Source organism: Streptomyces sp. NPDC021019 (genome assembly GCF_044333295.1).
Classification (GTDB): domain Bacteria; phylum Actinomycetota; class Actinomycetes; order Streptomycetales; family Streptomycetaceae; genus Streptomyces.
In genome coordinates this window covers 1,640,831-1,666,957 of sequence record NZ_JBIRQR010000001.1, presented here as the reverse complement: position 1 = coordinate 1,666,957, position 26,127 = coordinate 1,640,831, and the positions used below count along the sequence as shown (strand labels likewise).

19 protein-coding genes are annotated in these 26,127 nt (G+C 69.5%); 3 read left to right on the top strand and 16 right to left on the bottom strand.

Annotation, left to right across the window (positions count from 1 at the left end):
* The first annotated feature begins 89 nt into the window (after window positions 1-89).
* Complete coding sequence (locus tag ACH4RG_RS07775) at window positions 90-2,216, top strand: prolyl oligopeptidase family serine peptidase (RefSeq protein ID WP_398161269.1); 2,127 nt, start codon at window positions 90-92, stop codon at window positions 2,214-2,216.
* Window positions 2,217-2,257: 41 nt separating this feature from the next.
* On the opposite strand, the gene ACH4RG_RS07770 is transcribed toward ACH4RG_RS07775, so the two are convergent.
* From ACH4RG_RS07770 to ACH4RG_RS07710, 13 genes are all read right to left on the bottom strand, one after another.
* Window positions 2,258-3,250, bottom strand: a complete 993-nt coding sequence (locus ACH4RG_RS07770; protein ID WP_398539250.1) for a hypothetical protein — start codon at window positions 3,248-3,250, stop codon at window positions 2,258-2,260.
* Between the two features lie 335 nt (window positions 3,251-3,585).
* Window positions 3,586-4,827, bottom strand: coding sequence for an ABC transporter ATP-binding protein (locus tag ACH4RG_RS07765; RefSeq protein WP_397921681.1), 1,242 nt, complete (start codon window positions 4,825-4,827; stop codon window positions 3,586-3,588).
* Entirely contained in the window at window positions 4,817-5,794 is a 978-nt protein-coding gene (locus ACH4RG_RS07760; protein WP_397921683.1) for an ABC transporter ATP-binding protein, read from the bottom strand. The genes ACH4RG_RS07765 and ACH4RG_RS07760 overlap by 11 nt, the downstream gene beginning before the upstream one ends.
* A gap of 13 nt (window positions 5,795-5,807) precedes the next feature.
* Entirely contained in the window at window positions 5,808-6,785 is a 978-nt protein-coding gene (locus ACH4RG_RS07755) for an ABC transporter permease (RefSeq protein WP_397921685.1), read from the bottom strand.
* The gene (locus tag ACH4RG_RS07750) at window positions 6,778-7,701 is read right to left on the bottom strand and encodes an ABC transporter permease (RefSeq protein ID WP_018956260.1); all 924 of its coding nucleotides are present in this window, start codon (window positions 7,699-7,701) and stop codon (window positions 6,778-6,780) included. Before ACH4RG_RS07750 ends, ACH4RG_RS07755 begins: the two co-directional genes overlap by 8 nt.
* 107 nt (window positions 7,702-7,808) lie before the next feature.
* The gene (locus ACH4RG_RS07745) at window positions 7,809-9,446 is read right to left on the bottom strand and encodes an ABC transporter substrate-binding protein (RefSeq protein WP_398539249.1); all 1,638 of its coding nucleotides are present in this window, start codon (window positions 9,444-9,446) and stop codon (window positions 7,809-7,811) included.
* 164 nt (window positions 9,447-9,610) lie between these two features.
* Entirely contained in the window at window positions 9,611-10,753 is a 1,143-nt protein-coding gene (locus ACH4RG_RS07740) for an ABC transporter ATP-binding protein (protein WP_397921691.1), read from the bottom strand.
* A complete protein-coding gene (locus tag ACH4RG_RS07735; protein WP_397929105.1) occupies window positions 10,746-11,804 on the bottom strand; it encodes an ABC transporter ATP-binding protein in 1,059 nt (352 codons plus the stop codon). Before ACH4RG_RS07735 ends, ACH4RG_RS07740 begins: the two co-directional genes overlap by 8 nt.
* 11 nt (window positions 11,805-11,815) lie before the next feature.
* On the bottom strand, window positions 11,816-12,769 hold the full coding sequence (locus tag ACH4RG_RS07730; RefSeq protein WP_397921696.1) for an ABC transporter permease: 954 nt from the start codon (window positions 12,767-12,769) through the stop codon (window positions 11,816-11,818).
* Window positions 12,762-13,691, bottom strand: a complete 930-nt coding sequence (locus tag ACH4RG_RS07725) for an ABC transporter permease (RefSeq protein WP_397921699.1) — start codon at window positions 13,689-13,691, stop codon at window positions 12,762-12,764. Before ACH4RG_RS07725 ends, ACH4RG_RS07730 begins: the two co-directional genes overlap by 8 nt.
* A 128-nt stretch (window positions 13,692-13,819) precedes the next feature.
* Complete coding sequence (locus ACH4RG_RS07720) at window positions 13,820-15,439, bottom strand: ABC transporter substrate-binding protein (RefSeq protein WP_397921701.1); 1,620 nt, start codon at window positions 15,437-15,439, stop codon at window positions 13,820-13,822.
* A gap of 688 nt (window positions 15,440-16,127) precedes the next feature.
* Window positions 16,128-18,002, bottom strand: coding sequence for a translational GTPase TypA (gene typA, locus ACH4RG_RS07715; RefSeq protein ID WP_397921703.1), 1,875 nt, complete (start codon window positions 18,000-18,002; stop codon window positions 16,128-16,130).
* A gap of 376 nt (window positions 18,003-18,378) precedes the next feature.
* Window positions 18,379-20,856, bottom strand: coding sequence for an ABC transporter substrate-binding protein (locus tag ACH4RG_RS07710; protein ID WP_398539248.1), 2,478 nt, complete (start codon window positions 20,854-20,856; stop codon window positions 18,379-18,381).
* Between the two features lie 380 nt (window positions 20,857-21,236).
* Between ACH4RG_RS07710 and ACH4RG_RS07705 the strand changes: the two genes are divergently transcribed.
* Window positions 21,237-22,307, top strand: a complete 1,071-nt coding sequence (locus ACH4RG_RS07705) for a LacI family DNA-binding transcriptional regulator (RefSeq protein WP_397921708.1) — start codon at window positions 21,237-21,239, stop codon at window positions 22,305-22,307.
* Window positions 22,308-22,386: 79 nt separating this feature from the next.
* On the opposite strand, the gene ACH4RG_RS07700 is transcribed toward ACH4RG_RS07705, so the two are convergent.
* From ACH4RG_RS07700 to ACH4RG_RS07690, 3 genes are all read right to left on the bottom strand, one after another.
* Window positions 22,387-23,121 (bottom strand): hypothetical protein, encoded by a 735-nt coding sequence (locus tag ACH4RG_RS07700; RefSeq protein ID WP_397921711.1) that lies wholly within the window; start codon window positions 23,119-23,121, stop codon window positions 22,387-22,389.
* On the bottom strand, window positions 23,111-23,296 hold the full coding sequence (locus tag ACH4RG_RS07695) for a hypothetical protein (protein ID WP_397921713.1): 186 nt from the start codon (window positions 23,294-23,296) through the stop codon (window positions 23,111-23,113). The genes ACH4RG_RS07700 and ACH4RG_RS07695 overlap by 11 nt, the downstream gene beginning before the upstream one ends.
* Window positions 23,297-23,592: 296 nt before the next feature.
* Entirely contained in the window at window positions 23,593-24,618 is a 1,026-nt protein-coding gene (locus ACH4RG_RS07690) for an acetylxylan esterase (RefSeq protein ID WP_397921715.1), read from the bottom strand.
* A 264-nt stretch (window positions 24,619-24,882) separates the two neighbouring features.
* Between ACH4RG_RS07690 and ACH4RG_RS07685 the strand changes: the two genes are divergently transcribed.
* The gene (locus ACH4RG_RS07685) at window positions 24,883-26,127 is read left to right on the top strand and encodes a sugar ABC transporter substrate-binding protein (protein ID WP_398539247.1); all 1,245 of its coding nucleotides are present in this window, start codon (window positions 24,883-24,885) and stop codon (window positions 26,125-26,127) included.

Sequence of the window (26,127 nt, the reverse complement as noted above, 5' to 3'; positions counted from 1 at the left end):
ATCCGTGCCAACGCATTGATCGGGGCACAGCAGCACGAGGGGCGCACGGACCGCACCGCACAGCGGAGTTCGGAGCTAAGTTCGGGGTCATGACCTCGCAGAAGCTGTCTTTTCCCCGCCAGCAAGCACGGACCCAGCGCTTCACTCTCGGCGCACCTCGCGCCTTCACCGTCTCACCGGATGAGACGCGCGTGATCTTCCTCCGGTCGATGTCCGGAACCGACCGCACCACCCGGCTCTGGGTCCTCGACCCGGCGACCGGCGAGGAGCGCGTCGCCGCCGATCCCGAAGTCCTGCTGGGCGGTGCGGCGGAGAAGCTGTCGGCGCAGGAGCGGGCCCGGCGCGAGCGGACCCGGGAGGGGTCGTCGGGCATCGTCTCCTACGCGGTGGACGCGGCGGCGGAGTTGGCCGCGTTCGCCCTGTCCGGAAAGGTGTACGTGGCCGAACTGCGGGCCGGGACCGCGCGGGCACTGCCGGTGCCGGGCCCGGTGATCGACCCCCGCCCGTCCCCCGACGGCCGGCACATCGCGTACGTCGCCCAGGGCGCGCTGCGGGTCGTGGGCGCGGGGGGCGAGGGCGACCGGGCGCTGGCCGAGCCGGAGAACTCCCATGTCACCTACGGTCTGGCCGAGTTCATCGCGGCCGAGGAGATGCACCGCTACCGCGGTTTCTGGTGGTCGCCGGAGTCGGACCGGCTGCTGGTCGCGCGGGCCGACGACAGCCCCGTACAGCGGTGGTACATCGCCGATCCCGCGCATCCGGAGCGCCGGCCCGCCGAGATCGCCTACCCGGCGGCGGGCACGCCCAACGCCGAGGTGCGGCTCTTCGTCATGGACCTGGAGGGGTCCCGCCGGGAAGTGGTCTGGGACCGGGCCGCCTTCCCGTACCTGGCCCAGGTGCACTGGTCGTCCGCGGGTGCCCCGCTGCTGCTGGTCCAGGCCCGGGACCAGCGCAGCCAGCAGTACCTGGCGGTGGACCCGGAGGCCGGTGCGACCCGGATCGTGCATGTCGACGAGGACCCCGTGTGGCTGGATCTTTTCCCCGGGGTGCCCGCGTGGGCCCCGGACGGGCGGCTCGTGCGGATCGTCGACGAGGGCGGCGCGCGGGTGCTGGCGGTCGGGGACCGGCTGCTCACCGGGTCGCAGCTGCACGTCCAGTCGGTGCTGGACATCGGGGAGTCCGACATCCTGGTCTCGGCGGTGGCCGGTGAGGACGCGGTCGAGCCGGAGGTCGGGCAGATCCATGTGTACCGGGTGAACGAGCTGGGAATCGAGCGGATTTCCGAAGGGGTGGGTGTGCACTCCGCGGTCCGCTCGGGCGGTCTCGCGGTCCTGGTCTCGGCCGTTCCCGATGAGCCCGGGGCCGCCGCGTGGGTGGTGCGGGACGGCAAGCGGCTGACGCGGGTCCCGAGTTCGGCCCAGGAGCCGGTGCTCTCCGCCCGCGTGACGCTCACCGAGGGGGGCGCACGGCGGATTCCGTGCGCCGTGCTGCTCCCCTCGGACTACCAGGAGGCGGATGGTCCCCTTCCGGTCCTGATGGACCCGTACGGCGGTCCGCACGGCCGCCGGGTGGTCGCCGCCCACAACGCCCACCTGACCTCGCAGTGGTTCGCGGACCAGGGCTTCGCGGTGGTCGTGGCGGACGGGCGGGGCGCGCCGGGCCGCTCGCCGGGCTGGGAGAAGGCGGTGCGGGACAACCTCGTGATGACGATGGAGGACCAGGTCGAGGCGTTGCACGGGCTCGCCGGGCGGTTCCCGCTCGACCTGTCCCGGGTGGCGATCCGCGGCTGGTCCTTCGGCGGCTATCTGGCGGGGCTCGCGGTGCTGCGGCGGCCCGACGTCTTCCACGCGGCGGTGGTGGGCGCTCCGGTGACCGACCAGCGGCTGTACGACACCCACTACACCGAGCGCTATCTCGGCGACCCGGCGACGCAGCCCGAGGTGTACGCGTACAACTCGCTGCTCACCGACGACGGTCTCTCCGAGCCCGCCGCAGAGGTCCGGCCCATGATGATCGTGCACGGCCTGGCCGACGACAACGTGGTGGTCGCCCACGCCCTGCGGCTGTCCTCCGCGCTCCTGGCCGCCGGGCGTCCGCACGAGGTGCTGCCGCTGAGCGGGGTGACGCACATGACGCCGCAGGAGCAGGTCGCGGAGAACCTGCTCCTGCTCCAGGTGGACTTCCTCAAGCGGTCGCTGGGGCTGACCGGAGCCTGAGCGGCCTCCGGCCGGTCCGGCCCGGCCTCCCCGTCACCCGCTCACCAGCGGGGCGGCGGGGAGGAGGGCGGGGGTCCGAAGCCGGGGACGGGCGGCTGCTGGCCTGGCACCGCCTGCGGGGGCGGGTGGCCGGGGGGCTGGACGCCCCACGGTCCGTCGCCGCCCCACGGGCCCGGGGCGCCGCCCGCGGGGGTCCGCCCGGCTCCCTTGCGGGCGAGGACGAGGATCACGATGGGCCCGGCGACGAGCGAGGAGATCGAGGTCAGCATGTTCAGCTGCGCCTCGATGTCCATGTCGATGAACTGCTCGTACATCTCGTAATGGACGATGCGCGCCGTGCCCAGCACCCCGGAGGAGAGCACGAACCCGCCCGCGATCAGGCCGAGCGGTCGCGCGTGGGCCGCACCGGCGACCGCGCCGACGGCCGCCACCAGGAACATCAGGACGTGCGCCACGGCGACCCAGCCGGGCGGCCCCTCGGTCAGCGGAAGGGTCAGAGGTCCCCCGCCGATGAACCACCCGGGATAGAGATCGGAAGGATAGACGAACGGCTGCCGGATCTCCCAGGCGGCGACGAGCACCCCCTGGAAGCCCAGGAGCAGGAAGGCGGCCACCCCCGCGCCGCGCCCCGGACCGGCGGGGCGCTCCGCGCCCTCGGGCACCGGGCGACGGCCCGCCACCCCCGCGACGATCAGAGCGAGCCCGGCCGCCAGGGCGACGTACGTCGTGAGCAGCGCCCGGTCGCGGAGGTCCTCCGGGGCCGAGGCGTCGGAGATGGTCCAGACACCGGGCAGCCGCAGGGCGAAGGTGACGACGCCGGTGACGATCAGGACCGAAGCGGCGGAGGCGGATCGGAGGGCCGCCACCGCGGCGGCGGCGTAGGCCAGCAGGAGGACGAGGCTGGTGGCCGAGGTGGTCGTCCGCGGCGCGTCCCGGAGGTCGGCGGTGCCCGACCAGTACTCCCAGACCGCCAACGGCCCTTCGGCGGCCCGGATGTCCCGCACCAGCCAGGCGATGATGAGTAGGGCCGGCACCGCGCACAGAACGGCACCGGTGATTCTTGCTCCCCGTGTAAGTGTCACCCGGTGATACTCCATGGCCCCGAACGGATGAACAAGCCCGCACAGGGGTCAGGACGGTGCCGTACGGGGTCAGGACGGAGCCGTACGGGACGGACCGTACGGCACCGGCTGTACGGAACGGGACGTGGGGAACGGGACGGTGGCGGCGGGCGACCGGCCGGAGCGGCAGGACGACGCTCCGGCCGGACCACGGCACCCGCACGGCCGTACGCCGTTCAGCATGGGACGTTCGTATATCGGTGCGACGACGGCGAAGTTGCCTGCTTGTTAACGCGTATGACGCGGTTCTACGACGTTTCGCCCCCGGTGCGCCCGGGCTTCCCCTCGTGCTCCGGCTCCGAGTGCCCCGGCGTCTCCTCGGGCTCCGGTCCCGGCCGCGCGGGCCCCGGGGCCTCCAGCTCGCCCTCCGGCGGCACCACGCGCTTCTCCTCCGCGAAGTGGCACGCCGAGTCGTGCCGGGCCGGGGTGTCGACGAGCCGGAACTCCGCGGGGACCGCCAGCAGCGGGACCTCCAGTGCGCACCGCTCCTGCGCCTTCCAGCACCGGGTGCGGAAGCGGCAGCCCGAGGGGATGTTGGCGGGCGAGGGGACGTCGCCGTGCAGGATGATCCGTTCCCGGTGGTCGCGGGCCGTCGGGTCCGGTACGGGGACGGCGGAGAGCAGCGCCTGGGTGTACGGGTGGGTGGGGTGGTCGTAGATCTCCGCGTCGGAGCCGATCTCCACGATCCGGCCCAGATACATCACGCCGACCCGGTCGGAGATGTGCCGGACGATCGAGAGGTCGTGGGCGATGAAGACGAAGCTGAGGCTGAACTCCGCCTGGAGCCGGTCCAGGAGGTTGACGACCTGCGCCTGGACGGAGACGTCGAGCGCGGAGACCGGTTCGTCGGCGACGATGATCTCCGGGTTGAGGGCGAGTCCGCGGGCGATGCCGATGCGCTGGCGCTGGCCGCCGGAGAACTGGTGCGGATAGCGGTTGATGTACTCCGGGTTGAGCCCGACGACGTCCAGCAGGTCCTGCACCCTCTGCCGACGGCTGCCCTTCGGGGCGACCTCGGGGTGGATCTCGTACGGCTCACCGATGATGTCGCCGACCGTCATCCGCGGGTTCAGCGAGGTGTACGGGTCCTGGAACACCATCTGGATGTTGCGGCGCACGGCCTTCAGCGCACGGCCGGACAGCTTCGCGATGTCCTCGCCCTTGTAGCGGATCGCGCCGGCGGTGGGGCGCTCCAGGTGGACGAGCATCTTGGCGACGGTCGACTTGCCGCAGCCCGACTCCCCCACGATGCCCAGCGTCTCGCCCGCGTAGAGGTCGAAGTCGACGCCGTCGACGGCCCGGACCGCGCCGATCTGCCGCTTGAGGAGGATGCCCCGGGTCAGCGGGTAGTGCTTGGCGAGCCCGCGTACCTGGAGGATCGGGTCGCCCTCCGTGTACGGCGTGACGGCGTCCTCCCGGGCCGTGGACAGCAGGGTGGAGCCGGCCGCGCCGCCGCCGGTCCCCGCCCTCTCGTCGCGGTCAGCGTGCATCGAGCGTCTCCTTCCAGAAGTGGCAGGCGCTCCGGCGCCGCTCGTCCACCTCGTAGAGCGGCGGCACGTCGCTGCGGCATACGTCCCGGGCCTGCGGGCAGCGGGGGTTGAAGGCGCAGCCGGGCGGGATGCGGGTGAGGTTGGGCGGCAGGCCCTTGATCGCGTAGAGCTCGCGGCCCTTCTGGTCCAGGCGCGGGATCGACCGCAGGAGGCCCTTGGTGTACGGGTGGGCGGGGGCCTTGTAGATGTCGTGCACGGGGGCGGTCTCGACGATGCGGCCCGCGTACATGACGGCGATCTTGTCGGCGACGTCGGCGACGACGCCGAGGTCGTGGGTGATCAGGATGAGGCCCATGTTGAGCTCGCGCTGGAGCTCGGCGAGGAGCTCCATGACCTGGGCCTGGACGGTGACGTCGAGGGCGGTGGTCGGCTCGTCGGCGATGATCAGGGACGGTTCCAGGGCCATCGCCATGGCGATCATGATGCGTTGCCGCATCCCGCCGGAGAACTGGTGCGGGTAGTTGCCGACCCGGTCCTTGGCGGCCGGGATGCGGACCCGGTCCATCAGCTCGACCGACCTGGCCTTCGCGTCCTTGCGGGACATGCCGCGGTGCACGACGAACATCTCGCCGAGCTGCTCGCCGACGGTGAGGACCGGGTTCAGCGAGGACAGGGCGTCCTGGAAGATCATGGCCATCTCCTGGCCGCGGATCTTCCGCCGCTCCTCCGGCTTGAGCTTCAGCAGGTCCCGGTCCTTGAAGAGGATCTCCCCGCCGGCGATCTTCCCGGGCGGCATGTCGAGGATGCCCATGATCGCCTGGGCGGTGACGGACTTGCCGGAGCCGGATTCGCCCAGGACGGCGAGCGTCTCGCCCTCGGCCACCGAGTAGTCGACCCCGTTGACGGCCTTGGCGATGCCTTCGCGGGTGTGGAACTCCACGTGCAGATCGCGCACTTCGAGCAACATGGCAACCGGCTCCTCAGCGCAGCTTGGGGTCGAGGGCGTCGCGCACCGCGTCGCCGAGCATGATGAACGCGAGCACGGTGACCGCCAGCGCTCCGGCGGGCCAGAGCAGCATGTGCGGGGCGTTGCGGATGTAGTTGGCGGCGGCGGAGATGTCGATGCCCCAGGAGACGGCCGGGTCCTTCAGGCCGACCCCGAGGAAGGAGAGGGTCGCCTCCAGCGAGATGTAGGTGCCGAGCGCGATGGTCGCCACGACGATGACCGGGGCGATGGCGTTCGGGGTGATGTGGCGCAGCATCATGCGGGAGTTGGAGGCGCCGAGCGCGCGGGCCGCCTGGACGTAGTCGTTCTGCTTGGCGGTGATGACCGAGCCCCGGGCGATGCGGGCGATCTGTGGCCAGCCGAGCAGGACGATGAAGCCGACGACGGGCCAGACGGTGGAGCTGGTGACGACGGAGAGGAAGACCAGGCCGCCGAGGACGACGGGGATGCCGAAGAAGACGTCGGTGAGGCGGGAGAGGATCGAGTCCCACCAGCCGCCGAAGAAGCCGGCGAGGCCGCCGAGCACGCTGCCGAGGATCGCGACGCCGAGGGTGGAGCAGATGCCGACGGTCACCGAGGTGCGGGTGCCGTGGACGACCCGGGTGTAGACGTCGCGGCCCTGCGGGTCGAAGCCGAAGGGGTGGCCGGGCTCGGAGCCCTTCTGGGCGTCGTCCAGGTTGGCCTGGAGGGGGTCGCCGCTCGCGATGAGCGAGGGCCAGATGGAGATGGTCACCAGGAAGAGGATGACCAGTGCGGAGATGATGAAGACCGGGTTGCGCCGCAGGTCGCGCCAGGCGTCGGACCAGAGGCTGCGGGGTTTGCCTGCCGGGCCCGTGCCGTCGGGGCCGGCCGGGTTCCTCTCCAGGCTGGCGCCCTCCGCCATGGCGAGGTCCGTGGGGCCGCCGGCTCCCGCCGGGGAGATCGCTCCGTCCGATGACTGCGGCTCAGGCATAGCGGATCCTCGGGTCGAGTACGGCGTACAGGAGGTCGACGATCAGGTTGGCGGCCAGGAAGACGAGGACGAGGATCGTGACGAACCCGACGACGGTCTGGGAGTTCTGGCGCAGGATCCCCTGGTAGAGCTGGTAGCCGACGCCGTGGATGTTGAAGATCCGTTCGGTGACGATGGCCCCGCCCATCAGGGCTCCCACGTCGGTGCCGATGAAGGTGACGACGGGGATCAGCGAGTTGCGCAGCAGGTGGCGTACGACGACCCGTCGGCGGGGCAGGCCCTTGGCGACGGCGGTGCGTACGTAGTCGGCGCGGGCGTTCTCGGCGATCGAGGTCCGGGTGAGCCGGGTGACGTAGGCGAGCGAGACCGAGGCGAGGACCAGTCCGGGGACGAGCAGCTCGTCGAAGGTGGGGTCGGCGGAGACCGAGGGCTTGATGATGCCCCACTTGACGCCCAGGAGGAGCTGGAGCAGCAGGCCGGTGACGAAGGTCGGGACGGCGATGACGACCAGCGTCAGGATGAGGACGGTGGTGTCGACGGGGCGGCCGCGCCGCAGGCCGGTGACGACGCCGAGGCTGATGCCGATGACGACCTCGAAGACGACCGCGACGACGGTGAGCCGGATCGTGATGGGGAAGGCCGTGGCCATCAGCTCGGTGACCTTCTGCCCGTTGAACGCGGTGCCGAAGTCGCCGGTGAACACGTTGCCCATGTAGGTGAGGTATTGCTGCCAGACCGGCTTGTCGAGGCCGAACTCGGAGCGCAGCTGGGCGGCGGTGGCCGGGTCGCACTGGCGGTCGCCGCAGAGGCCCGCGATGGGGTCGCCCATCACGTTCACCATGAGGAAGATCAACAGCGTGGTGCCGAAGAAGACGGGGATCATCTGCAGCAGCCGCCGGATCACATAACGTCCCATGAGGGGCTCCGGGGGTTGGGGCTGGCGGGTCCGGGCAAAGGGTGCGGGTGCGCGGACGGCCGGGGCGCTGGTGTCGGGCGTCCCGGCCGTCGGCGTCGCTCAGCGCGTCACTTGACGGTGATCTCTTCGTAGACCGGGACGCTGAACGGGTTCAGCGCGACGTTGTCGACCCGGTCCGAGTAGCCGGCGCTGCCGTTCTGGTACCAGAGCGGGATGACCGGCATCTCGGTGACGAGGATCTTCTCCGCGTCCTGGAAGGTGGTGACCGCCTTCGCCCTGTCGCTCTCGGCGTTGGCCTTGTCGATCAGGCCGTCGAACTCCTTGTTGCTCCACTTGCCGTCGTTGGACGGGGCGTTGGTGTAGTAGAGCGGCTGGAGGAAGTTCTGGATCAGCGGGTAGTCCATCTGCCAGCCCGCTCGCCAGGCGCTCTTCAGCTTCTGGGTGGAGACCTGGGCACGGAAGTCGGCGAAGGTGCCGACGGGGCCGCCGACGCAGGACTTGTTGTCGCCCATGACGTTGTTGATGCTGTTGCAGACGGCGTCGACCCATTCCTTGTGGGAGCCGGTGTCCGCGTTGTACGAGATCTTCAGCTGGCCGCCGGGGATGCCGCCGCCCTCGTCGATCAGCTTCTTGGCCGCGGCCTTGTCGTACGTGCACTCCTTGCCGCAGAGGCCCTTCTTGAAGCCGCCGTCGTCGCCGAGGACCGGGGAGGTCCAGTCGGAGGCGGGGGTGCGGGTCTTCTGGAAGATCTGGTCGGTGATCTGCGCCCGGTTGATCGCCATCGAGAGGCCCTGGCGGACCTTGCGGGCGTCGTCGGTGTCCCACTCCTTGTCGTAGAAGGGGAAGGCCAGGGTCTGGATGATGCCGGCGGGGGTGTTGATGTACCGGTCGCCGAGGTCCGCCTCGACGTTGCGGAGCTGGGAGGCGGGCACGTCGTCGACGAGGTCGAGGTTGCCCGACGTCAGGTCGGTGTAGGCGGTGTTGTTGTCGGTGAAGACCTTCAGGTCGACGCCGCCGTTCTTCGCCTTGTCGTCGCCCGGGTAGTCGTCCCACTTGCGCAGTTTCATCGAGGAGCCCTTGGCGTACGACTCGATGGTGTACGGGCCGTTCCCGACGGGCTTGGAGAGCCAGGCGTCGTGGTCGTCGTAGAACGCCTTGGGCAGGGGGACGAAGGCGGAGTAGCCGAGGGTGTCGGGCCACAGGGAGAACTTCTGGGTGAGCTTGGCGGTGAAGGTCAGGTCGTCGACGACCTTCAGGCCCGAGAGGGTCTCGGCGGAGGCGGAGCCGGACTCCGGGTGGACCTTGTCGTAGCCCTCGATGTACTGGAAGAAGTAGGCGTTCTTCTGGTTGTTCTTCAGCGCGGCGCCGTAGTTCCAGGCGTCGACGAAGGACTTGGCGGTGACCTTCTCGCCGTTGGAGAACGTCCAGCCGTCCTTGAGCTTGATCGTGAAGTTCTGGGAGTCCTTCGAGTCGATGGACTCGGCGACCATGTTCTGGGCCTCCCCGGTCTTCGGGTCGTAGCGGATCAGTCCGCGGAAGACCATGTCGAGGACCTTGCCGCCCTGGACCTCGTTGGTGTTGGCGGGTTCCAGCGGGTTCTGCGGGTCTCCCCAGGAGGAGCTGACGATGCCGTCGGCGCCGCCGCTGCCGCCGTCACCACCTCCACCGCCGCCGCCGCAGGCCGTGGCTGTCAGGGCGACGGCCACCGCACATGCGGCCCACCTGACCTGTGTGGCTCCGCGCATGAAGTGCCTCCTAGAGTCATCGAGTAGCTCAATGCCTCATATCACCTCATTACGCCAGGTATCGCATGTGGGCTTACCCCGTACGGGCGGGGGCGCGGGCGGACGCGACGATGCCCGGCCCCCCTCGGGGAACCGGGCATCCGCCGTTCAGGAACCGCAAGCGGTCACGCCGCGTGCACGACGTCGCGCTCCTCGGCGAAGTGGCACGCCGACTCGTGCGTGGCGGGAGTGGTTCCCGCGACGAAGCGCTCGGGGATCGCCAGCAGGGGCTCCTCCGTCGCGCAGCGCTCCTCCGCCTTCCAGCACCGGGTGCGGAAGCGGCAGCCCGAGGGCGGGTTCGCCGGTGACGGAACGTCACCGGTCAGGATGATCCGGTCGCGCCCCTCACGGGCCGACGGGTCGGGGACCGGGACCGCCGACAGCAGCGCCTGGGTGTAGGGGTGCGTCGGGTGGTCGTAGATCTGCGTGTCCGTGCCGATCTCGGCCATCTTGCCGAGGTACATGACGCCGACCCGGTCGGAGATGTGCCGGACGATGGACAGGTCGTGCGCGATGAAGAGGTAGGACAGGTTGAACTCGTCCTGGAGCTTCTCCATCAGGTTGATGACCTGCGCCTGCACCGACACGTCGAGCGCGGAGACCGGCTCGTCGCAGATGATGATCTCCGGGTTGAGCGCGAGGCCCCGGGCGATGCCGATGCGCTGGCGCTGACCGCCGGAGAACTGGTGCGGGTACCGGTTGATGTACTCCGGGTTCAGCCCGACGACGTCCAGGAGCTCCTGGACGCGGCGGCGCCGGTCGCCCTTCGGGGCCACCTCGGGGTGGATCTCGAAGGTCTCACCGATGATGTCGCCGACCGTCATCCGCGGGTTCAGCGAGGTGTACGGGTCCTGGAACACCATCTGGATGTTGCGGCGCACGGCCTTCAGCGCGCGGCCGGACAGCTTGGTGATGTCCTGGCCCTTGTAGAAGACCTCGCCGGCGGTGGCCCGCTCCAGCGTCATCAGGAGCTTGGCGACCGTGGACTTGCCACAGCCGGACTCCCCCACGATGCCGAGGGTCTCACCGGCGTACAGGTCGAAGGAGATCCCGTCGACGGCCTTGACCGCGCCGATCTGCTTCTTGAAGAGGACGCCCTGGGTGAGCGGGAAGTGCTTGACGAGGTTCCGCACCTGGAGGATCGGCTCACCCTGGCTGACGGGCGCGTCGATGGCGGCCACGGCCTCCGCCTCGGTCGCGGCGTCCACGGTCTCCACGTCGGAGACGTTCGGGGTGGCGTCCACGGGCTCCTTCTTGAGCTCAGCCATGGATCGTCTCCTTCCAGAAGTGGCACGCGCTGCCGCGGCCGACGAGCTCCAGGCCGTCCTGCTCGGTCACCGGGGTGAGCGGCGGGACGTCGGTGCGGCAGATGTCCTGTGCCTTGGGGCAGCGCGGGCTGAAGGCACAGCCCGCGGGGATACGCGTCAGGTTGGGCGGGAGGCCCTTGATCGCGTAGAGCTCCTGGCCCTTCTGGTCCAGGCGCGGGATCGATTCCAGCAGGCCCTTGGTGTACGGGTGCGCCGGGCGGCTGTACAGCTCGCCGACCGGGGCCGTCTCCACGATCCGGCCCGCGTACATCACGGCGATCTTGTCCGCGACGTCGGCGACGACGCCGAGGTCGTGGGTGATCAGGATGAGCCCCATGTTGTACTCGCGCTGGAGCTCGGCCAGCAGGTCCATGACCTGGGCCTGCACCGTCACGTCGAGCGCGGTGGTCGGCTCGTCCGCGATGATCAGGTCCGGCTCCAGGGCCAGCGCCATGGCGATCATGATGCGCTGGCGCATGCCGCCGGAGAACTGGTGCGGGAAGTCCGAGATACGGGCCGCCGCCGCCGGGATCTTGACCTGGTCCATCAGCTCGATGGACTTGGCCTTGGCCTCCTTCTTGGAGAGGCCCTGGTGCACGCGGAACATCTCGCCGAGCTGGTAGCCGACGGAGAGGACCGGGTTCAGCGAGGAGAGCGCGTCCTGGAAGATCATCGCGATCTTGCGGCCGCGGATCTTCCGGCGCTCCTCGTTGGACATCTTGAGCATGTCCTGGCCGCGGAAGAGGATCTCGCCCTGCGTGATCTTCCCCGGCGGCATGTCGAGGATGCCCATGATGGTCTGCGCGGTCACGGACTTGCCGGAGCCGGACTCGCCGAGCACCGCGAGCGTCTCGCCGGCGCTGACGGTGTAGTTCACACCGTTGACCGCCTTGGCCACACCGTCGCGGGTGTGGAACTCCACGTGCAGGTCACGGACGTCGAGCAGTGGACCGTCGCCACTCACGGACTCCCGCGGTGCGGGGACGTGAGCCGTCTTGTCGATGGTGGTCACGAACGCCTCCCTCAGCGCATCTTGGGGTCGAGGGCGTTGCGGACCGCATCGCCGAACATCAGGAAGGACAGCACCGTGATCGAGACCATCACCGAGGGGATGACCAGGACGTACGGCGCGTTGCGGAGCTGGTCCTTCGCAGCGGACACATCGATGCCCCACGAGACCGTCGGCTCGGCGAGACCGATGCCGAGGAACGACAGGGTGGCCTCGGCGGCGATGTAACCGCCGAGCGCGATGGTGGCGACCACGATCACCGGAGCGATGGCGTTCGGCAGGATGTGCCGCGTCAGGATCCGGAAGGTGGAGGCGCCGAGCGCCTTGGCGGCGACCACGTAGTCGGCCTGCTTGATCGTGATGACCGAGCCACGGGCGACACGCGCGATCGACGTCCAGCCGAGGAAGGCCAGCGAAAGGATCACGACCCACACCGAGCGCTTCTCGAAGCTGGTCAGGATGACCATGGCGCCGACGATGAAGGGGACACCGAAGAAGACGTCGGTGATACGGGACAGGATCGTGTCGATCCAGCCGCCGAAGTAGCCGGCGAGCATGCCGATGACCAGGCCGGTGATGGTGACCGCGAGGGTCACCACGACGCCGACGGTGATCGAGGCGCGGGCGCCGTAGACGAGACGCGCGTAGATCGAGCGTCCCTGTCCGTCGTAGCCGAGCCAGTCGGGGGCGAAGAAGTGGCCCCAGTTCGGGTGCTGGAGGTAGTGCTCGGCCAGGTTGGCATCCCTCGGCGAGGCGCTGGTGAACAGCCCCGGGAAGATCGACATCACGGCGAGCAGCAGGATCAGCACCATCGAGATGATGAAGAGCGGGTTGCGCCGCAGGTCGTGCCAGGCGTCCGACCAGAGGCTGCGCGGCTTGCCCGGCGCGGGGCCGGCGTCCGTGGCGGGCGGCGCGTCGACCGGGGCGGCCGAGGCGTCGGTGCTCTTGAGTGCGGTGGTGTCAGGCATACCGGATCCTCGGGTCCAGGACCGCGTAGAGCAGGTCGACGAGCAGGCTGCAGATGAGATAGACGACGACGAGCAGCGTCACGACGCCGACGACGGTGGCACCCTCACGCTTGCCCAGAGCCTCGAAGACGAGCGATCCGACGCCCTTGATGTTGAAGATGCCCTCGGTCACGATCGCGCCGCCCATCAGGGCGCCGATGTCGGTGCCGAGGAAGGTGACGACCGGGATGAGCGAGTTGCGCATCAGGTGGACGCCGATGACGCGGCGGCGCGGCAGGCCCTTGGCGACAGCCGTACGCATGTAGTCGGCGCGCATGTTCTCGGCGACCGAGGTACGGGTGAGGCGGGCGACGTACGCGAGCGACAGCGATGCCAGCACGATGGCCGGCATGATCAACTCGGTGTTGGTCGGTTCGAGACTCACGTTCGGCTTGGCGATGCCGAGCTGGAACGCGAAGAGGTACTGAACGAGGAAGCCCAGCACGAAGGACGGCATGGAGATCAGCACCAGCGTCAGACCGAGCAGACCGCGGTCCCGGAGGGACTCGGCCTTGAGGCCCGCGACGATGCCGAGCGAGATCCCGGCGACGACCGTGAAGACGAAGGCGAAGATCGCCAGTCTGACGGTGATCGGGTAGGCGTCCGAGATGACTTCGGCGACCGGACGCTGTGTCCCGATCTGAATACCGAGGTCACCCTGGAACAGATTGCCCAGGTAGTTCAAATACTGCTGCCAGATCGGCTGGTCGAGGCCGTACTGGGCCTTCAGAGCGGCGATCTGCGACGGATCTACGTGCTGTTCACCGGCAAGCGCTCTGACGGGGTCGCCGGGCAGTGCGTACATCATCAGGAAGACCAGCAGGGTCGACCCGAGGAAGACCGGGATCATCTGGAGCAGTCGTCGTGCGACATAGCGCCCCATGGGTGCCTCCGTGTGGGGATAACTGCGGCGCGGGGGCCACCTCTTCGCAGAGGCGGCCCCCGCGCCTCCGGCCGCGCTGAGGGGCAGCACGGGCGGATGACGGCCAGTTGGGGAATGACCCGCAGGCGTTACTTGGTGGTGACGCCGGTCAGTTCGAGGTCACCGTGGAAGTCGACCTTGACGTTGTCGACGTTCTTTCCGTGGCCGCCGTTGATGCGGTAGTACCAGAGCGGGATCGCCGGCATCTTCTCGACGAGCGCCTTCTCGACCTCCTGGTAGGCGGCGACCGACTCCTCCAGGGAGTCCGCCTTGTCGCCCTTGGCCATCAGGTCGTCGATCTCCTTGTCGGAGAAGCGACCGTTGTTCGACTCCGCCTTGGAGTGGTAGAGCTCCTTGAGGAAGTTCACGTTGACCGGGTAGTCGGCGACCCAGCCACCGCGGTACATGCCCTTGACCTGGTTGTTGTCACGAGCCTCGAGGTCGGTCGGGAAGTCCGGCTTCGCGTCGCCCACGCAGTCGACCCCGGTGGCGTTGCGGATGGACTCGCAGACCGCGGTCACCCACTCCTTGTGCCCGCCGTCGGCGTTGTACTGGATGGTGAACTTGTTCTGCGGGACACCGCCGCCCTCCTTGATGAGGGCCTTGGCCTTGACCGGGTCGTACTTCAGGAAGTCCGACTCGAGCTGCTGGTTGCCCTTGACCTGCGGCGGCGTGAAGCTCGTCGCGGGGGTACGGGTGTTGTTCAGGACGGTCTTGGTGATCGTGTCACGGTCGATGCCCATGGACAGGCCCTGGAGGACCTTGGGGTCGATGTCCTTGAACGTGGCGTTGTAGAACGCCGGGACCAGCGTCTGGATCGCGGCGTAGGGCTGCTCGATCGCGCCGTCGCCGAGGTCCGTCTTGTACTTGGGCAGGTCGCGCGGGCCGACCTGGCGGATCATGTCCAGGTTGCCGGAGATGACGTCCGAGTAGGCGGCCTCGACGGTCGAGTAGTTCTTGAACTGGATGCCCTTGTTGGCAGCCTTGTTCGGGCCCTGGTACTCGTCCCAGGCCTTGACCTGGATGAGCTTCTTGTGGGTCCACTTCTCGAACGTGTACGGGCCGTTGCCGATCGGCTTCTGGCCGAACGCCTTCGGGTCGTCGTAGAAGACCTTGGGCAGCGGCGCGAACGTCGCGTAGCCGAGCTTGTAGTTGAAGTACGGAACCTTCTCCGCCAGCTCGATCGTGAACGTGGTGTCGTCCACGGCCTTCAGACCCGACATCTCCTTGGACTTCGGCGCACCCTTCTCGGGGTGGACGTCCGCGTAGCCCTTGATGTCGGAGAACCAGAACGCGTTCTGCTGCTTGTTCTCGACGTTGGCGTACCAGTTCCACGCGTCGATGTACGACTGCGAGGTCACGGCCTCACCGTTGTGGAACTTCCAGCCGGCCTTGAGCTTGACGGTCCAGGTCTTGGAGTCCTCGGACTCCACGGACTCGGCGTTCGTGAGAACGATCTCGCCCTTGTCGTCGAAGTCCAGCAGCTGGGTGAACAGCGACTGGATGACGTAGGAGCCGTTGCTCTCGTTCGTGTCGGCCGGCATCAGAGGCTTCTGGGGCTCACCGACGTCGATCGAGACGTAACCGGCGGGCTGACCCGACGTGTTCTTCTTGCCTTCGTCGCTGCTGTCGCTTCCGCCACAGGCAGTCGCGGCCAGGGCGATGACGGCCGCTCCCGCGACCCACTTGGCGCTCTTGGCACCGCGCATGGGTTTCCTCCTCATGAGTCCACTTTTGACTACAAGAGGGGCACTGGAGAGATTCACCGACACCCCTGACGGTGATCGTTCAGTGCCCCGAGTGTGCTCGTGAGTCGGCACTCCCCACAGTGCGTGACCCATTGACCCGAGCTCAATGCAGCCAACTATTGAGTACGGCCGGGCTGTAAACCACACTTAAAGGGTCTCGGTTTGACAACATCAGCACCCTCTGCGTGCCCGAAATCCGGACAAAGCGATCCCAGACAGACACGCCCGAAACGGACTGTTAACACATGTTCCGGAGAGCGACCCCCGATATCCGGACACCTTGGTCAGAAAAAGAGATTGACGGAGGCCCGGCCCACCACAGTGTCCGTGGTGGGCCGGGCCTCCTGTCAATGCCTGTGCTGACGGGCCGTCCGGCGGACTCCGGGAGGACGCCGACCGTCTCCCCATACGGAGTCCGCGGCTCCGGGACGCGCGGGGCCTTCCGTGCCCCCGCGGCTCCCCGGACACCCCCGGGGCTCCCCGGACACCCCCGGGACTCCCAGGACTTCCGGGCGGGCACACAGGACCGCCCGGAAGCCCTCGGGGGCTTCCGGGCGGTCCTCACGGCCCCAGGGGGCCACGTGTCAGCCGTACGGACCGGGTGTCAGCCTCGCTACGGGCCTGACGTCAGCCGTTCGGTCCGGTGGTGTCAGCCGTTCTTGGCGCGCGAGGCCGTGCGGCCACGCTGCTTGGCGTCCAGGACGACCTTGCGGATGCGCACGGTCTCCGGGGTCACCTCGATGCACTCGTCCTCGCGGCAGAACTCCAGGGACTGCTCGAGCGACAGCTTGCGGGCCGGGACCACGTTCTCCGTGGTGTCCGCGGAGGCCGCACGCATGTTGGTGAGCTTCTTCTCCTTGGTGATGTTCACGTCCATGTCGTCGGCGCGGGAGTTCTCGCCGACGATCATGCCCTCGTAGACCTCGGTGCCGGCCTCAGTGAAGATGACGCCGCGCTCCTGGAGGTTGACCATCGCGAACGGCGTGACGGAGCCCGAACGGTCGGCCACCAGCGAGCCGTTGTGACGGGTCCGCAGCTCGCCGAACCACGGCTCGTGGCCCTCGAAGATCGAGTGCGCGATGCCGGTGCCGCGGGTCTGCGTCAGGAACTCCGTACGGAAGCCGATGAGGCCGCGGGAAGGCACGATCCACTCCATGCGGACCCAGCCCGAACCGTGGTTCGTCATGGTCTCCATACGGCCCTTGCGGGTCGCCATGAGCTGCGTGATGGCGCCGAGGTGCTCCTCGGGGGAGTCGATCGTCATGCGCTCGATCGGCTCGTGGGTCTTGCCGTCGATCTGCTTGGTGACGACCTCGGGCTTGCCCACGGTCAGCTCGAAGCCCTCGCGGCGCATCTGCTCGACCAGGATGGCGAGCGCGAGCTCACCGCGGCCCTGGACCTCCCAGGCGTCGGGCCGCTCGGTGTCCAGGACCCGGAGCGAGACGTTACCGATCAGCTCGCGGTCGAGGCGGTCCTTCACCTGGCGGGCGGTGACCTTGTGGCCCTTGCCGCCCTTGCCGACGAGCGGCGAGGTGTTGGTGCCGATGGTCATCGAGATGGCCGGCTCGTCGACCGTGATCAGCGGGAGCGCGATCGGGTTCTCGGGGTCGGCCAGCGTCTCGCCGATCATGATGTCCGGGAATCCGGCGACGGCGCAGATGTCGCCCGGGCCCGCCACCTCGGCCGGCTTGCGGGTGAGCGCCTCGGTCATCATCAGCTCGGTGATGCGCACGTTGGACATGGTGCCGTCGCGCTTGATCCAGGTGACCGTCTGGCCCTTGCGCAGCTCGCCCTGCTCGACGCGGCAGAGCGCGATACGGCCGAGGAAGTTGTCGGCGTCCAGGTTGGTGACGTGGGCCTGGAGCGGCGCGTCCGCGTCGAACTCCGGGGCCGGGACGTGCGACAGGATGGTGTTGAAGAACGGCTCCAGGTTCTCGCTGTCCGGCGGGACGGTGCCGTCCTCGGGCTTGGTCAGCGAGGCGACGCCGTCACGGGCGCAGGCGTAGACGATCGGGAACTCGATCTGGTCCTCGTCCGCGTCCAGGTCCAGGAACAGGTCGTACGTCTCGTCGACGACCTCGGCGATCCGGGAGTCGGGGCGGTCCGTCTTGTTGATGCACAGGATGACCGGCATCTTCGCGGCCAGCGCCTTGCGCAGCACGAAGCGGGTCTGGGGCAGCGGACCCTCGGAGGCGTCGACGAGCAGCACGACCGCGTCCACCATCGACAGACCGCGCTCGACCTCGCCGCCGAAGTCGGCGTGGCCGGGGGTGTCGATGATGTTGATCGTGATCGGGTCCCCGCCGTCCTTGGGGTGATACTTCACCGCCGTGTTCTTGGCGAGGATCGTGATGCCCTTCTCACGCTCCAGGTCGTTCGAGTCCATCATGCGGTCGTCGAGGTGCTCGGCGGCGTGGGCGGCGAACGCTCCGGCCTGCTTGAGCATGGCGTCGACCAGCGTGGTCTTGCCGTGGTCGACGTGGGCGACGATGGCTACGTTACGGATGTCGTGGCGCGTGGGCATGGGTGGCTTGCGCTTCTCTCGGATCGTGGGATCAGGCGTCTCAGTCGGTCTTCGAGTCCTCGTACGCCCGCCGGGCGGCACGCCACGGCTCGTCCCATCGTACGGGCCCGGGGCCCGACGGGCTTCCCGGAGCGATCCGCGGACGCGGTCTTCCCGTGTGATTCAGGCGATATTCAGCCGCTGTCAAGGTACTGCCGGGCCATTCGCATGGCCGGAATGTGGGCGGAACGCGGGCGGAGCTGTGGGGGTGAGGAGCGGTGAAGCGATGAACGGCCCGGGTCAAGGGCAGACACCACACTGCCCGCCGGCGGAACCGGCGGGCAAGGGTTTTGAGGTGCATCTGAGCTTGGCGGCGCGAGGGTGTGGTATTTGACCGCTACTTCTTGCGGTCTGCGGGGGAACCGGCTGCTTGCCGGTTCTTGAACCCGATGTCCTGGTACCGGGGGGCCGCGAAACCGAACGCCCCCACGTTCGCGAGCTTCTTGTCGACCGCGACCAACTGCGGGCGCTGGAAGAGCGGAATCGACCCGGCGGCCGCCCAGATCCGGGCGTCCGCCTGCTTCAACAGCTCCCGCGCCGCCTTCTCGTCGAGTTCGGCGGCCGCCTGGTCGAAGAGCTGGTCGATGTGGTCGGTGCCGACCCGGGTGTAGTTCTGCTCCACGAGGAGCGACCCGTCGGTGGCGGGCTCCGGCTTGGCGTAGATCGGGCGTCCGTCGGTGGCCGGGTAGGCGGTGGCGGGCCATGAGTAGAGCGCCAGGTCGTACGCGCCGGAGGCGACGTGGTCCTTGAAGTAGCTCTCGTCGGGAACCTTGATGATCTCCGTGCCGATGCCGATCTTCTCCAGCATCACCGCGATCTTGTCGCCGACGCTGCGCAGCGACTGGGAGCCGGGGCCGGAGGGGAGGACGAAGCGCAGGGTCAGCGCCTTGCCGTCCTTGCCGAGCTGCCCCTTGGCCGCGGCGGGCGCCGGGGCCGCGGTGCCGACGGGGGCGTACGCCCCGGCGGCTCCCCCGGGCTGCTTGTCCTGGGCGGCGACGGCGCCGTCCTCGCCGAGGGCGCCGGCCTGTCGGCGCAGGGCGGCGCTCTGGGCGGCGGCCGTCCGGCCGGGAGCCAGGACGTGGATGGCGGAGGCTCCACCGGTGGAGGCGGCCCGCGCGGGGGTGTGGGCGCCGGGCTTGTTGTCCTCGCCGACGATGTAGAGGCCCTCGTCACGGGAGGCGGCGCTGTCGTCGGAGGCCCGGTCGGCCTTCTCGCCCTCAGCTTCCTTCTTCTCGGCCTGCTCGGCCTTCTCGCCCCCGGCTTCCTTCTTCTCGGCCTGCTCGGCCTTCTCCTCGGGGTCCTGCCCGGCCTTCTCGCTCTTCGCGCCCTCGGCGGTCTTCTTCTCCGCGTCTTCCTTCGCGCCCTCGGCGTCGCTCTCTTCGCCCTTGTCGCCCTTGTCGCCCTTCTTCTCCGCTTCGCTGCCCGCCTTGGTGTCCTTGGGCGGCTGCGCCGCGCCGCCCCGCGTCCAGCCGGCGTCCGCCAGCAGGGCCTGGGCCTCCTTGGTGTTCTGGTCGCCGAGCGCCCCGCTGCCGTCCTTGTAGCCGGGCTGTCCCGCGAGGGCCAGGTGGCTGCCGAGCGGCTTCGCCGGAAGGCCCAGCGGCCCCAGCACCGTCCGGGCCAGCTCCTCGCGGTCCAGGGCGCGGGCCACCGCCCGCCGGACCCGGTCGTCGGCGAGGGGGCCGGACTCGCCGTTCAGCGCGAGCTGGGTGTAGGCGGGTTCCAGGGACTTGCGGACCGCGAAGTCGCGCAGGGCCTTCTGTTCCGCGGTGTACGCGACGACGGCCTTGCGGTTCTTCTCCCGGGCGGCCTGCGCGATCTCCGCGGCCTCCTCGTCGGAGCCGTGCGCCAGTGCCCAGGAGCGCAGGGCCGCGGCGGGCGTGGTCGCGGAACCCGGGCCGTGGGCGGGCGGCTGGCCGTTGCTGCCCCGGTCGCGGCGGGCGAGCGCGATGCGGTCGGCGGTGGCGGCGTCGATGTCGGCGACGTCCACCGTGCCGTCGGCGAGGGCCTCGGTGCGGTCCCCGGCGGCGACGGCCCGGAAGACGAGGGTGTCCAGTTTGGCCTTGTCGCCCCACCAGCGCGGGTTGCGGGCCAGCGTGACGGTGCCCTTCGTCTTGCTGACGGCGCGCAGGACGAAGGGCCCGGCGGTGTTCTTCAGGGTGGTGCGCGCGCCGTCGTTGAAGGCGTCCGGCGAGCCGGTGACCTCCTTCGGGTAGAGCGGTGAGAAGAGCGAGCGCCAGTCCCCGTACGGCTTGGAGAACGTGACCCGCACCTGGAGGTCGTCCGCGCCCCGCTCGATCTTCTCGATCCGCTCATAACCGGAGTTGCGGGCGGTCCAGAACGCGGAGTCCTTGCCCCCGAGTGCCCGCCACTGGGCGACGAAGTCGGGGGCCCCGATCTCCCGTCCGTCGCTCCACACCGCCTGCTGGTTGAGCTTGTAGAGCACGACCTGCTTCGGTTCGCGCTCGATGATCTTCGCGGACTCCAGGTAGTCCGGGTTGAGCTTCGGCCGCCCGGACCTGTCCATCGGGAAGAGCGTCGGGAGCAGGGCTCCGGTGATCCGGGTGGTGGCGCTGTCCGCGTCGGCCTGGAAGGCGTTGAAGGTGGCGGGCAGCGCGTCGACCGCCCAGTTCACCGTCGAACCGTCGGCGACCGCCTGACGGGCGGTGGGTGCGATGTCCTGGGGCGCTCCCCTGGAGGTCTCCTCGCCGCCGGAGGTGCAGCCGGCCAGCACCGGGATCGTGAGCACCCCCGTCGTGAGGAGCGCGAGTGATCGACGCTTTCGAACCGTCCCGCGCGGGACGCCGACGTGGGACATGGCTGATACCTCCGGGGCCGGCCCGGACCACCCCGTACCGGAATGGACCGGATAGTGCGTATGTGGTGGCATTTGCAGTTGATCACACTGCTTCCTTCCGCCCACTGAAACGCCCCCTCGCGCGAGGGGGCGCAGACACGGCGGGCGGCGGGTGCAAGCTCACTCGGCCGGAGGAACGTTTCGCCCCTGCGGGCCGCACGACACCCGGCGCACGCTCGGCGCGGCCCCGGGCGGCCTTGCTCCCCCCGCGGCCCACGATCTAGGGTGAATGCGCTTTCACGAGCCTCGTGAGCGCGTCGGGCGGCGAGCAGGCCGCCGGCCCGGTACCAGCACACGCGCCAGGCGCGGCGCTACGGAAGAAGAAGCGGACGGTCGGTCGAGTGAGCGCCCCCACGGTGTACGACGTCGCCGAGCGGTCGGGCGTCTCCATTGCCACGGTCTCCCGGGTGTACCGGAACCCCGATTCCGTACGCGCCCAGACCCGCGCGAAGGTCATGAAGGCGGCCCGCGAGCTGGGGTACGTGCCGTCCGGCAGCGCCCGGGGCCTGGCCAGCCGGACGACGGGCGTGCTCGGGCTGTGCTTCCCCGACTTCGCGGACCAGGACGCCGAGATCTCCGCCGCCGCGAGCGACGCGGACGACGACCAGGCCGTCATGCTCTACTCCGACCAGATCATCCGGGGCATGGAGCGGGCGGCACGGCGGCACGGCTACGCCCTGCTGATCGCCGCCGCGCTGGACGGCGGGCCGGAGAGCCTGGTGGCGAAGGTCGCGGGGCGGGTCGACGGGTTCGCCGTACTGGCGCGGACCGTGCCGACCGAGGACCTGGAGGTGATATCGCGCCGGCTTCCCGTGGTGATGCTCTCCGGACCGCGCGAGATCGACCACCTGGACCACATCGTGGTGGCCAACGCCGAGGGCGAGCGCGAACTGACCCGCCACCTGATCGAGGACCACGGGCTGCGCAGGCTGGCGTTCATCGGCGGCGAGGAGAACTCACCGGACGCCGAGGCCCGGTTCCGGGGCTTCCAGGAGGGGTGCCGGAAGGCGGGACTTCCGGTGCCCTCCCGGCCGGAGCTGCGCGCCGGGATGATGACGCAGGCCGAGGGCGCGCGGGCGGCGGGCGTCCTGCTGGACCGGTCGGAGGGTACGGGGGTGGAGCGGCCGGAGGCGATGCTGTTCGCCAACGACCAGATGGCGGTGGGCGCGCTCCAGGCGCTGGAGCGGCGCGGGGTGCGGGTGCCCGAGGACATCGCCGTGACCGGGTTCGACGGGATTCCGCTGAGCCGGATCGTCCGCCCGCCCCTGACGACCGTCCGGCAGCCGATCCGGCAGCTGGGCGAGCAGGCGGTGGAGCTGCTGGTCCAACGCCTTGCGGACCCGGGCCGCGCCCCGGTCTCGCTGGAGCTGCCGGTCTCCGTGACCCGCCGCGCGAGCTGCGGCTGCGGCTGAGCCGGCCTGCGGCGCGCGGGAGGGGCGGGCGGCTGGGATCGAGCAGGTACTCACCGGCTCCGCACGGCATGCCTGAGCGTCAGGGCCAGAACAGCTTGACCTCGTCCGACGCCTGGCGCGCCCCAGGCACCACCGGCTCGACCACTGCGTACCCAAGGCTGCGCAGAACCTGGGCGGCCGAGCCGGGGGCGTCCCTGACTGCCGTCTTCAGCTGCATCAGCCGCCAACTGCGCAGATGTTCGTCGATCACGGCCTTCCAGCCGTCGACCGTGTCGATCGCGAACTCCCGCTTCAGGAAAAGCAGCACGTCCTCCAGCGCCGGGCGCATCCTGTGCCCGCCGACCGGCAGGTGCAACTCCGCCAAGCGCGGAAGCCTGTTGAACTTCTGCTTCGGACGCCCCTTCTCCGCCAGCCGCAGAAGGTAGGCGACCTCATCGCGATGCGCGTGCACCTGCACGTGAGCACCCGGCGGCTCCCTGCTGCGCCGCACGTATTCAAAGCGAAACAACGGGTCGGGGCTCCCGGCGTAGAAGACGTGCACGTCGGCCTGATCGGTGGCCATGAACGTACTGGACCCGTCCCAACAGCAGTAGAACCGGACCATGAGGCTGAGACGCTGCTCCCCACCGATGCTGACCGGGATGCGCTGAAGGACTTCGTCCTCCCGTATCGGCGAGACCCTGATCTTGGAACCCATGTTGATCGCATGAAAACGCGGGGTGTCCTCTCCGAGGACACCCCGCGTCAGGGCAGTCAGTTGGTCAGCGAAATCCGCCGCCGACACGTCGAGGGCCTTGGCCTCTTCAGCAGTCACCTTCGAGAAGGTAGTCGAGACCTTCGATCGTGTGCCACACGTCCAGCTCGTTCATGCTGAGGCTGTAGGTGGCAGCGCGTTCCGCGAGCTCGTCGTAGGTCATGTTCACGCTGGCCAACAGGTGCTCACGCTGGGTCTCAAGCTCGCTGCGCGTCCTATGGATCACAGTCGGCATAACTCGCTCCCTGGGTTCGATGGCCTCAGTCAAGCAGGGACCACTGACAGCTGCGCTGTCTCTCTGGGGCAAAGTCACCCACAAGAGCCGAACTTTCCGCAACCCGTGACTCCTGTCGTCCGTGATGTGACGGCGGGGCGCTGCTCGGAGCTGCGGGGCGCTCCGGCAGGCGACTGCACCGCCATGCCCGGCACGGAGACACGGCCCGGCCCTCGTGGTCGCCGCCCGAGCTGACGGCCGTCACCGGACGACGCACCGGCCCATGAGTCAACCGGGCCCGCCGGGCGCCCGGGCCCTCAGGCCACCGGATCCGGCCCCGCCGTCAGCCGCTCCCCGAAGAACCGCGTCCGGTTCGCGTCCAGCTCCGCCGCTTCGGCCACCATGCCCCGGTACGCGAAGTGCCCCGCCGTCAGCACCTGGAGTTCACGCTCGCCGGACAGCGCGTTGTGCACGGCGAACTGCCCCGGCGGCGGCACGGCCGGGTCGAACAGCGCGGCCGCGACCAGCGTGGGCACCGTCAGCCGGGTCGCCGCCGTCGCCGCGTCGAAGTAGCCGAGGACATCCGTGACCTCGGGGTGCTCGCGGTGGTGCGCCCGGACCGCCTCGCCGCTGCCCACGCAGGGCAGGGTCAGGCGCAGCGGGTGGTTGCCGAAGGTCGGGACCGTGAGCTGGGCCGCGCCGAAGCGGTCGTCCCAGGGCAGCGCGAGGGCCCCGAGCCCGCCGCCGAAGCTCTCGCCCAGGTAGCCGAGGCGGGGTCCGCCCAGGAGGCCGGCCCTTGCCAGCTCCGGGACGAGCGCCGTGAGGGCGGAGGCGGCGCACCACAGGTCGGCCGCGCAGTCGCCGATGACGTAGGTGTCGCGGGAGCCGATGCCGTGCAGGACGTGTTCGGCGGCCAGGTCCGGGATGGAGTCGACCCGGCCCCGCTCCCCCATGCCCCGTACGCACGGCAGGATCACGGCGGCCCCGGGCAGCGGCGCCGGAAGGTCGCGGCCGGGCTCCTGGCGGCCGCCGTAGCCGTGCCCGACGACGAATCCGTACCGCACGAGCCCCTCGGCGGGCAGGGCGAGCCAGCCGCCGAGCCGGACGCCGCCCACGGAGGTATAGGTCACGCCGTGGATGCGGAGGCCGTCGCGCTCCTCCTCGACCGGGCCGAGGACCGGCCGCGTGTCGACGGCGCGGGCTCGCGCGTACCGGCCCCGCCAGAAGGCGTCGAAACCGTCCGGGGCGGGCGGGGCGGGGATGCCCAGCAGGGCGTCCGGGGCGCCGTACCCGTAGGCCGGATCGAACGGGAAGTCGTGGGAGAAGGCGACGGATGAGGCCATGCCGCGAGGGTAGACGCCGACCGCAGGGACGCCGGGTGTGACCCCGGCGTCGACCTCCAACGACGAATCGGTCACATCGCCTGTTCTTCCACAAACAGTGCGTTTACGGTTCAACCACAAGGCGTCAGGGTGTCGAGCACGTTGCACGAGTGTGACCCAGCACCCTCTTGCGGATTCCCGAAAGACTGGCGCAGAGTGATGTATGCGCTTACAGGCAGCGCATACATCGCGCAGCATCCGGATTGCTCAAGGAGGAGCCCTCCCATGTCCCGCATCGCCAGAACCGCCCCCGCCGGCGTAGCGCTCGCGCTCGCCGTGACCCTTTCCGCCTGCGGCTCCTCCGGCGGCGACGTCGCGGCGGACGAGAAGCAGACGCTCACCGTGTGGGCCATGGGGGCCGAGGGCGAGAAGCTCGCCGACGTGGCCGAGGTCTACGAGAAGGCCAACCCGAACATCACGGTGAAGGTGACCCCGATCGGCTGGGACGTCGCCCACCAGAAGCTCGTCTCGGCAGCGGCGGCGGGCACCCTGCCCGACGTGGCGCAGATGGGCGGCAGTTACCTGGGCGAGTTCGCCGAGCTCGGCGTGCTGGAGCCGGTGGACACCAAGGTCTTCGACAAGAAGGACTTCTTCCCGGCGGGCTGGGAGCAGGGCGAGGTGGACGGCACGGCTTACGGCGTGCCGTGGTACGTCGACACCCGGGTCCTCTACTACCGCACGGACCTGGCCGAGAAGGCCGGCGTGACCAAGGCTCCGACCGACTGGAAGGGGCTGAAGGACCTGGCCACCGCGTACCAGGAGAAGGCCGGTACGAAGTGGGGGCTGTCCATCCAGCCCAGCGGCCTGGACACCGTGCAGAACTTCTACTCCTTCCTGTACTCGGCGGGCGGCGAGATCGTCAGCGACAAGGGCGAGGCCGTCGTCGACAGCCCGGAGGCGGTCAAGGCGCTGAAGGAGTACGGCTCGTACTTCGACAAGGGCCTCTCCAACAAGTCCGTGCAGCCCGGTTACGACGTGGTGAAGGACTTCGGCAACGGCCGGGTCCCGATGTTCTTCGGCGGCCCCTGGCACGTGACGCTCCTCAACGAGGGCCAGCCGCAGCTCAAGGGCAAGTGGGCCATCGCGAACGTCCCGGCGGAAGCCTCCTCCACCTCCATGGCCGGCGGCTCCTCCCTCGTCGTCTCCAAGGACAGCGAGCACAAGGCAGCGGCCACCGAGTTCATCACGTACCTGACCGACACCAAGGGCCAGGCCGACTGGTACGAGCGGACGAAGGACCTGCCAGCCAACACCTCCGCGTGGGAGTCCGGGGCGCTCGCCGACGACGCCGACCTCCAGATCTTCAAGAAGCAGATGGACACCGCCAAGTCCTCGCCGTCCCTGGCCAACTGGACCGAGATCACCGACAAGGTGGACCAGGCCATCGCCAAGGTGACGCAGGGCAAGGCTTCCGCCGAGGACGCGCTCAAGACCGCGCAGTCCGAGATCGAAGGCCTCGTGAAGCAGTAG

Bases quoted from the DNA above. Each gene is read 5' to 3' on its own strand.
- ACH4RG_RS07775 (WP_398161269.1), top strand. From the start codon at position 90: ATGACCTCGCAGAAGCTGTCTTTTCCCCGCCAGCAAGCACGGACCCAG.
- ACH4RG_RS07765 (WP_397921681.1), bottom strand. From the start codon at position 4,827: ATGCACGCTGACCGCGACGAGAGGGCGGGGACCGGCGGCGGCGCGGCC.
- ACH4RG_RS07760 (WP_397921683.1), bottom strand. From the start codon at position 5,794: ATGTTGCTCGAAGTGCGCGATCTGCACGTGGAGTTCCACACCCGCGAA.
- ACH4RG_RS07755 (WP_397921685.1), bottom strand. From the start codon at position 6,785: ATGCCTGAGCCGCAGTCATCGGACGGAGCGATCTCCCCGGCGGGAGCC.
- ACH4RG_RS07750 (WP_018956260.1), bottom strand. From the start codon at position 7,701: ATGGGACGTTATGTGATCCGGCGGCTGCTGCAGATGATCCCCGTCTTC.
- ACH4RG_RS07745 (WP_398539249.1), bottom strand. From the start codon at position 9,446: ATGCGCGGAGCCACACAGGTCAGGTGGGCCGCATGTGCGGTGGCCGTC.
- ACH4RG_RS07740 (WP_397921691.1), bottom strand. From the start codon at position 10,753: ATGGCTGAGCTCAAGAAGGAGCCCGTGGACGCCACCCCGAACGTCTCC.
- ACH4RG_RS07730 (WP_397921696.1), bottom strand. From the start codon at position 12,769: ATGCCTGACACCACCGCACTCAAGAGCACCGACGCCTCGGCCGCCCCG.
- ACH4RG_RS07725 (WP_397921699.1), bottom strand. From the start codon at position 13,691: ATGGGGCGCTATGTCGCACGACGACTGCTCCAGATGATCCCGGTCTTC.
- ACH4RG_RS07720 (WP_397921701.1), bottom strand. From the start codon at position 15,439: ATGCGCGGTGCCAAGAGCGCCAAGTGGGTCGCGGGAGCGGCCGTCATC.
- typA (WP_397921703.1), bottom strand. From the start codon at position 18,002: ATGCCCACGCGCCACGACATCCGTAACGTAGCCATCGTCGCCCACGTC.
- ACH4RG_RS07710 (WP_398539248.1), bottom strand. From the start codon at position 20,856: ATGTCCCACGTCGGCGTCCCGCGCGGGACGGTTCGAAAGCGTCGATCA.
- ACH4RG_RS07695 (WP_397921713.1), bottom strand. From the start codon at position 23,296: ATGCCGACTGTGATCCATAGGACGCGCAGCGAGCTTGAGACCCAGCGT.
- ACH4RG_RS07690 (WP_397921715.1), bottom strand. From the start codon at position 24,618: ATGGCCTCATCCGTCGCCTTCTCCCACGACTTCCCGTTCGATCCGGCC.
- ACH4RG_RS07685 (WP_398539247.1), top strand. From the start codon at position 24,883: ATGTCCCGCATCGCCAGAACCGCCCCCGCCGGCGTAGCGCTCGCGCTC.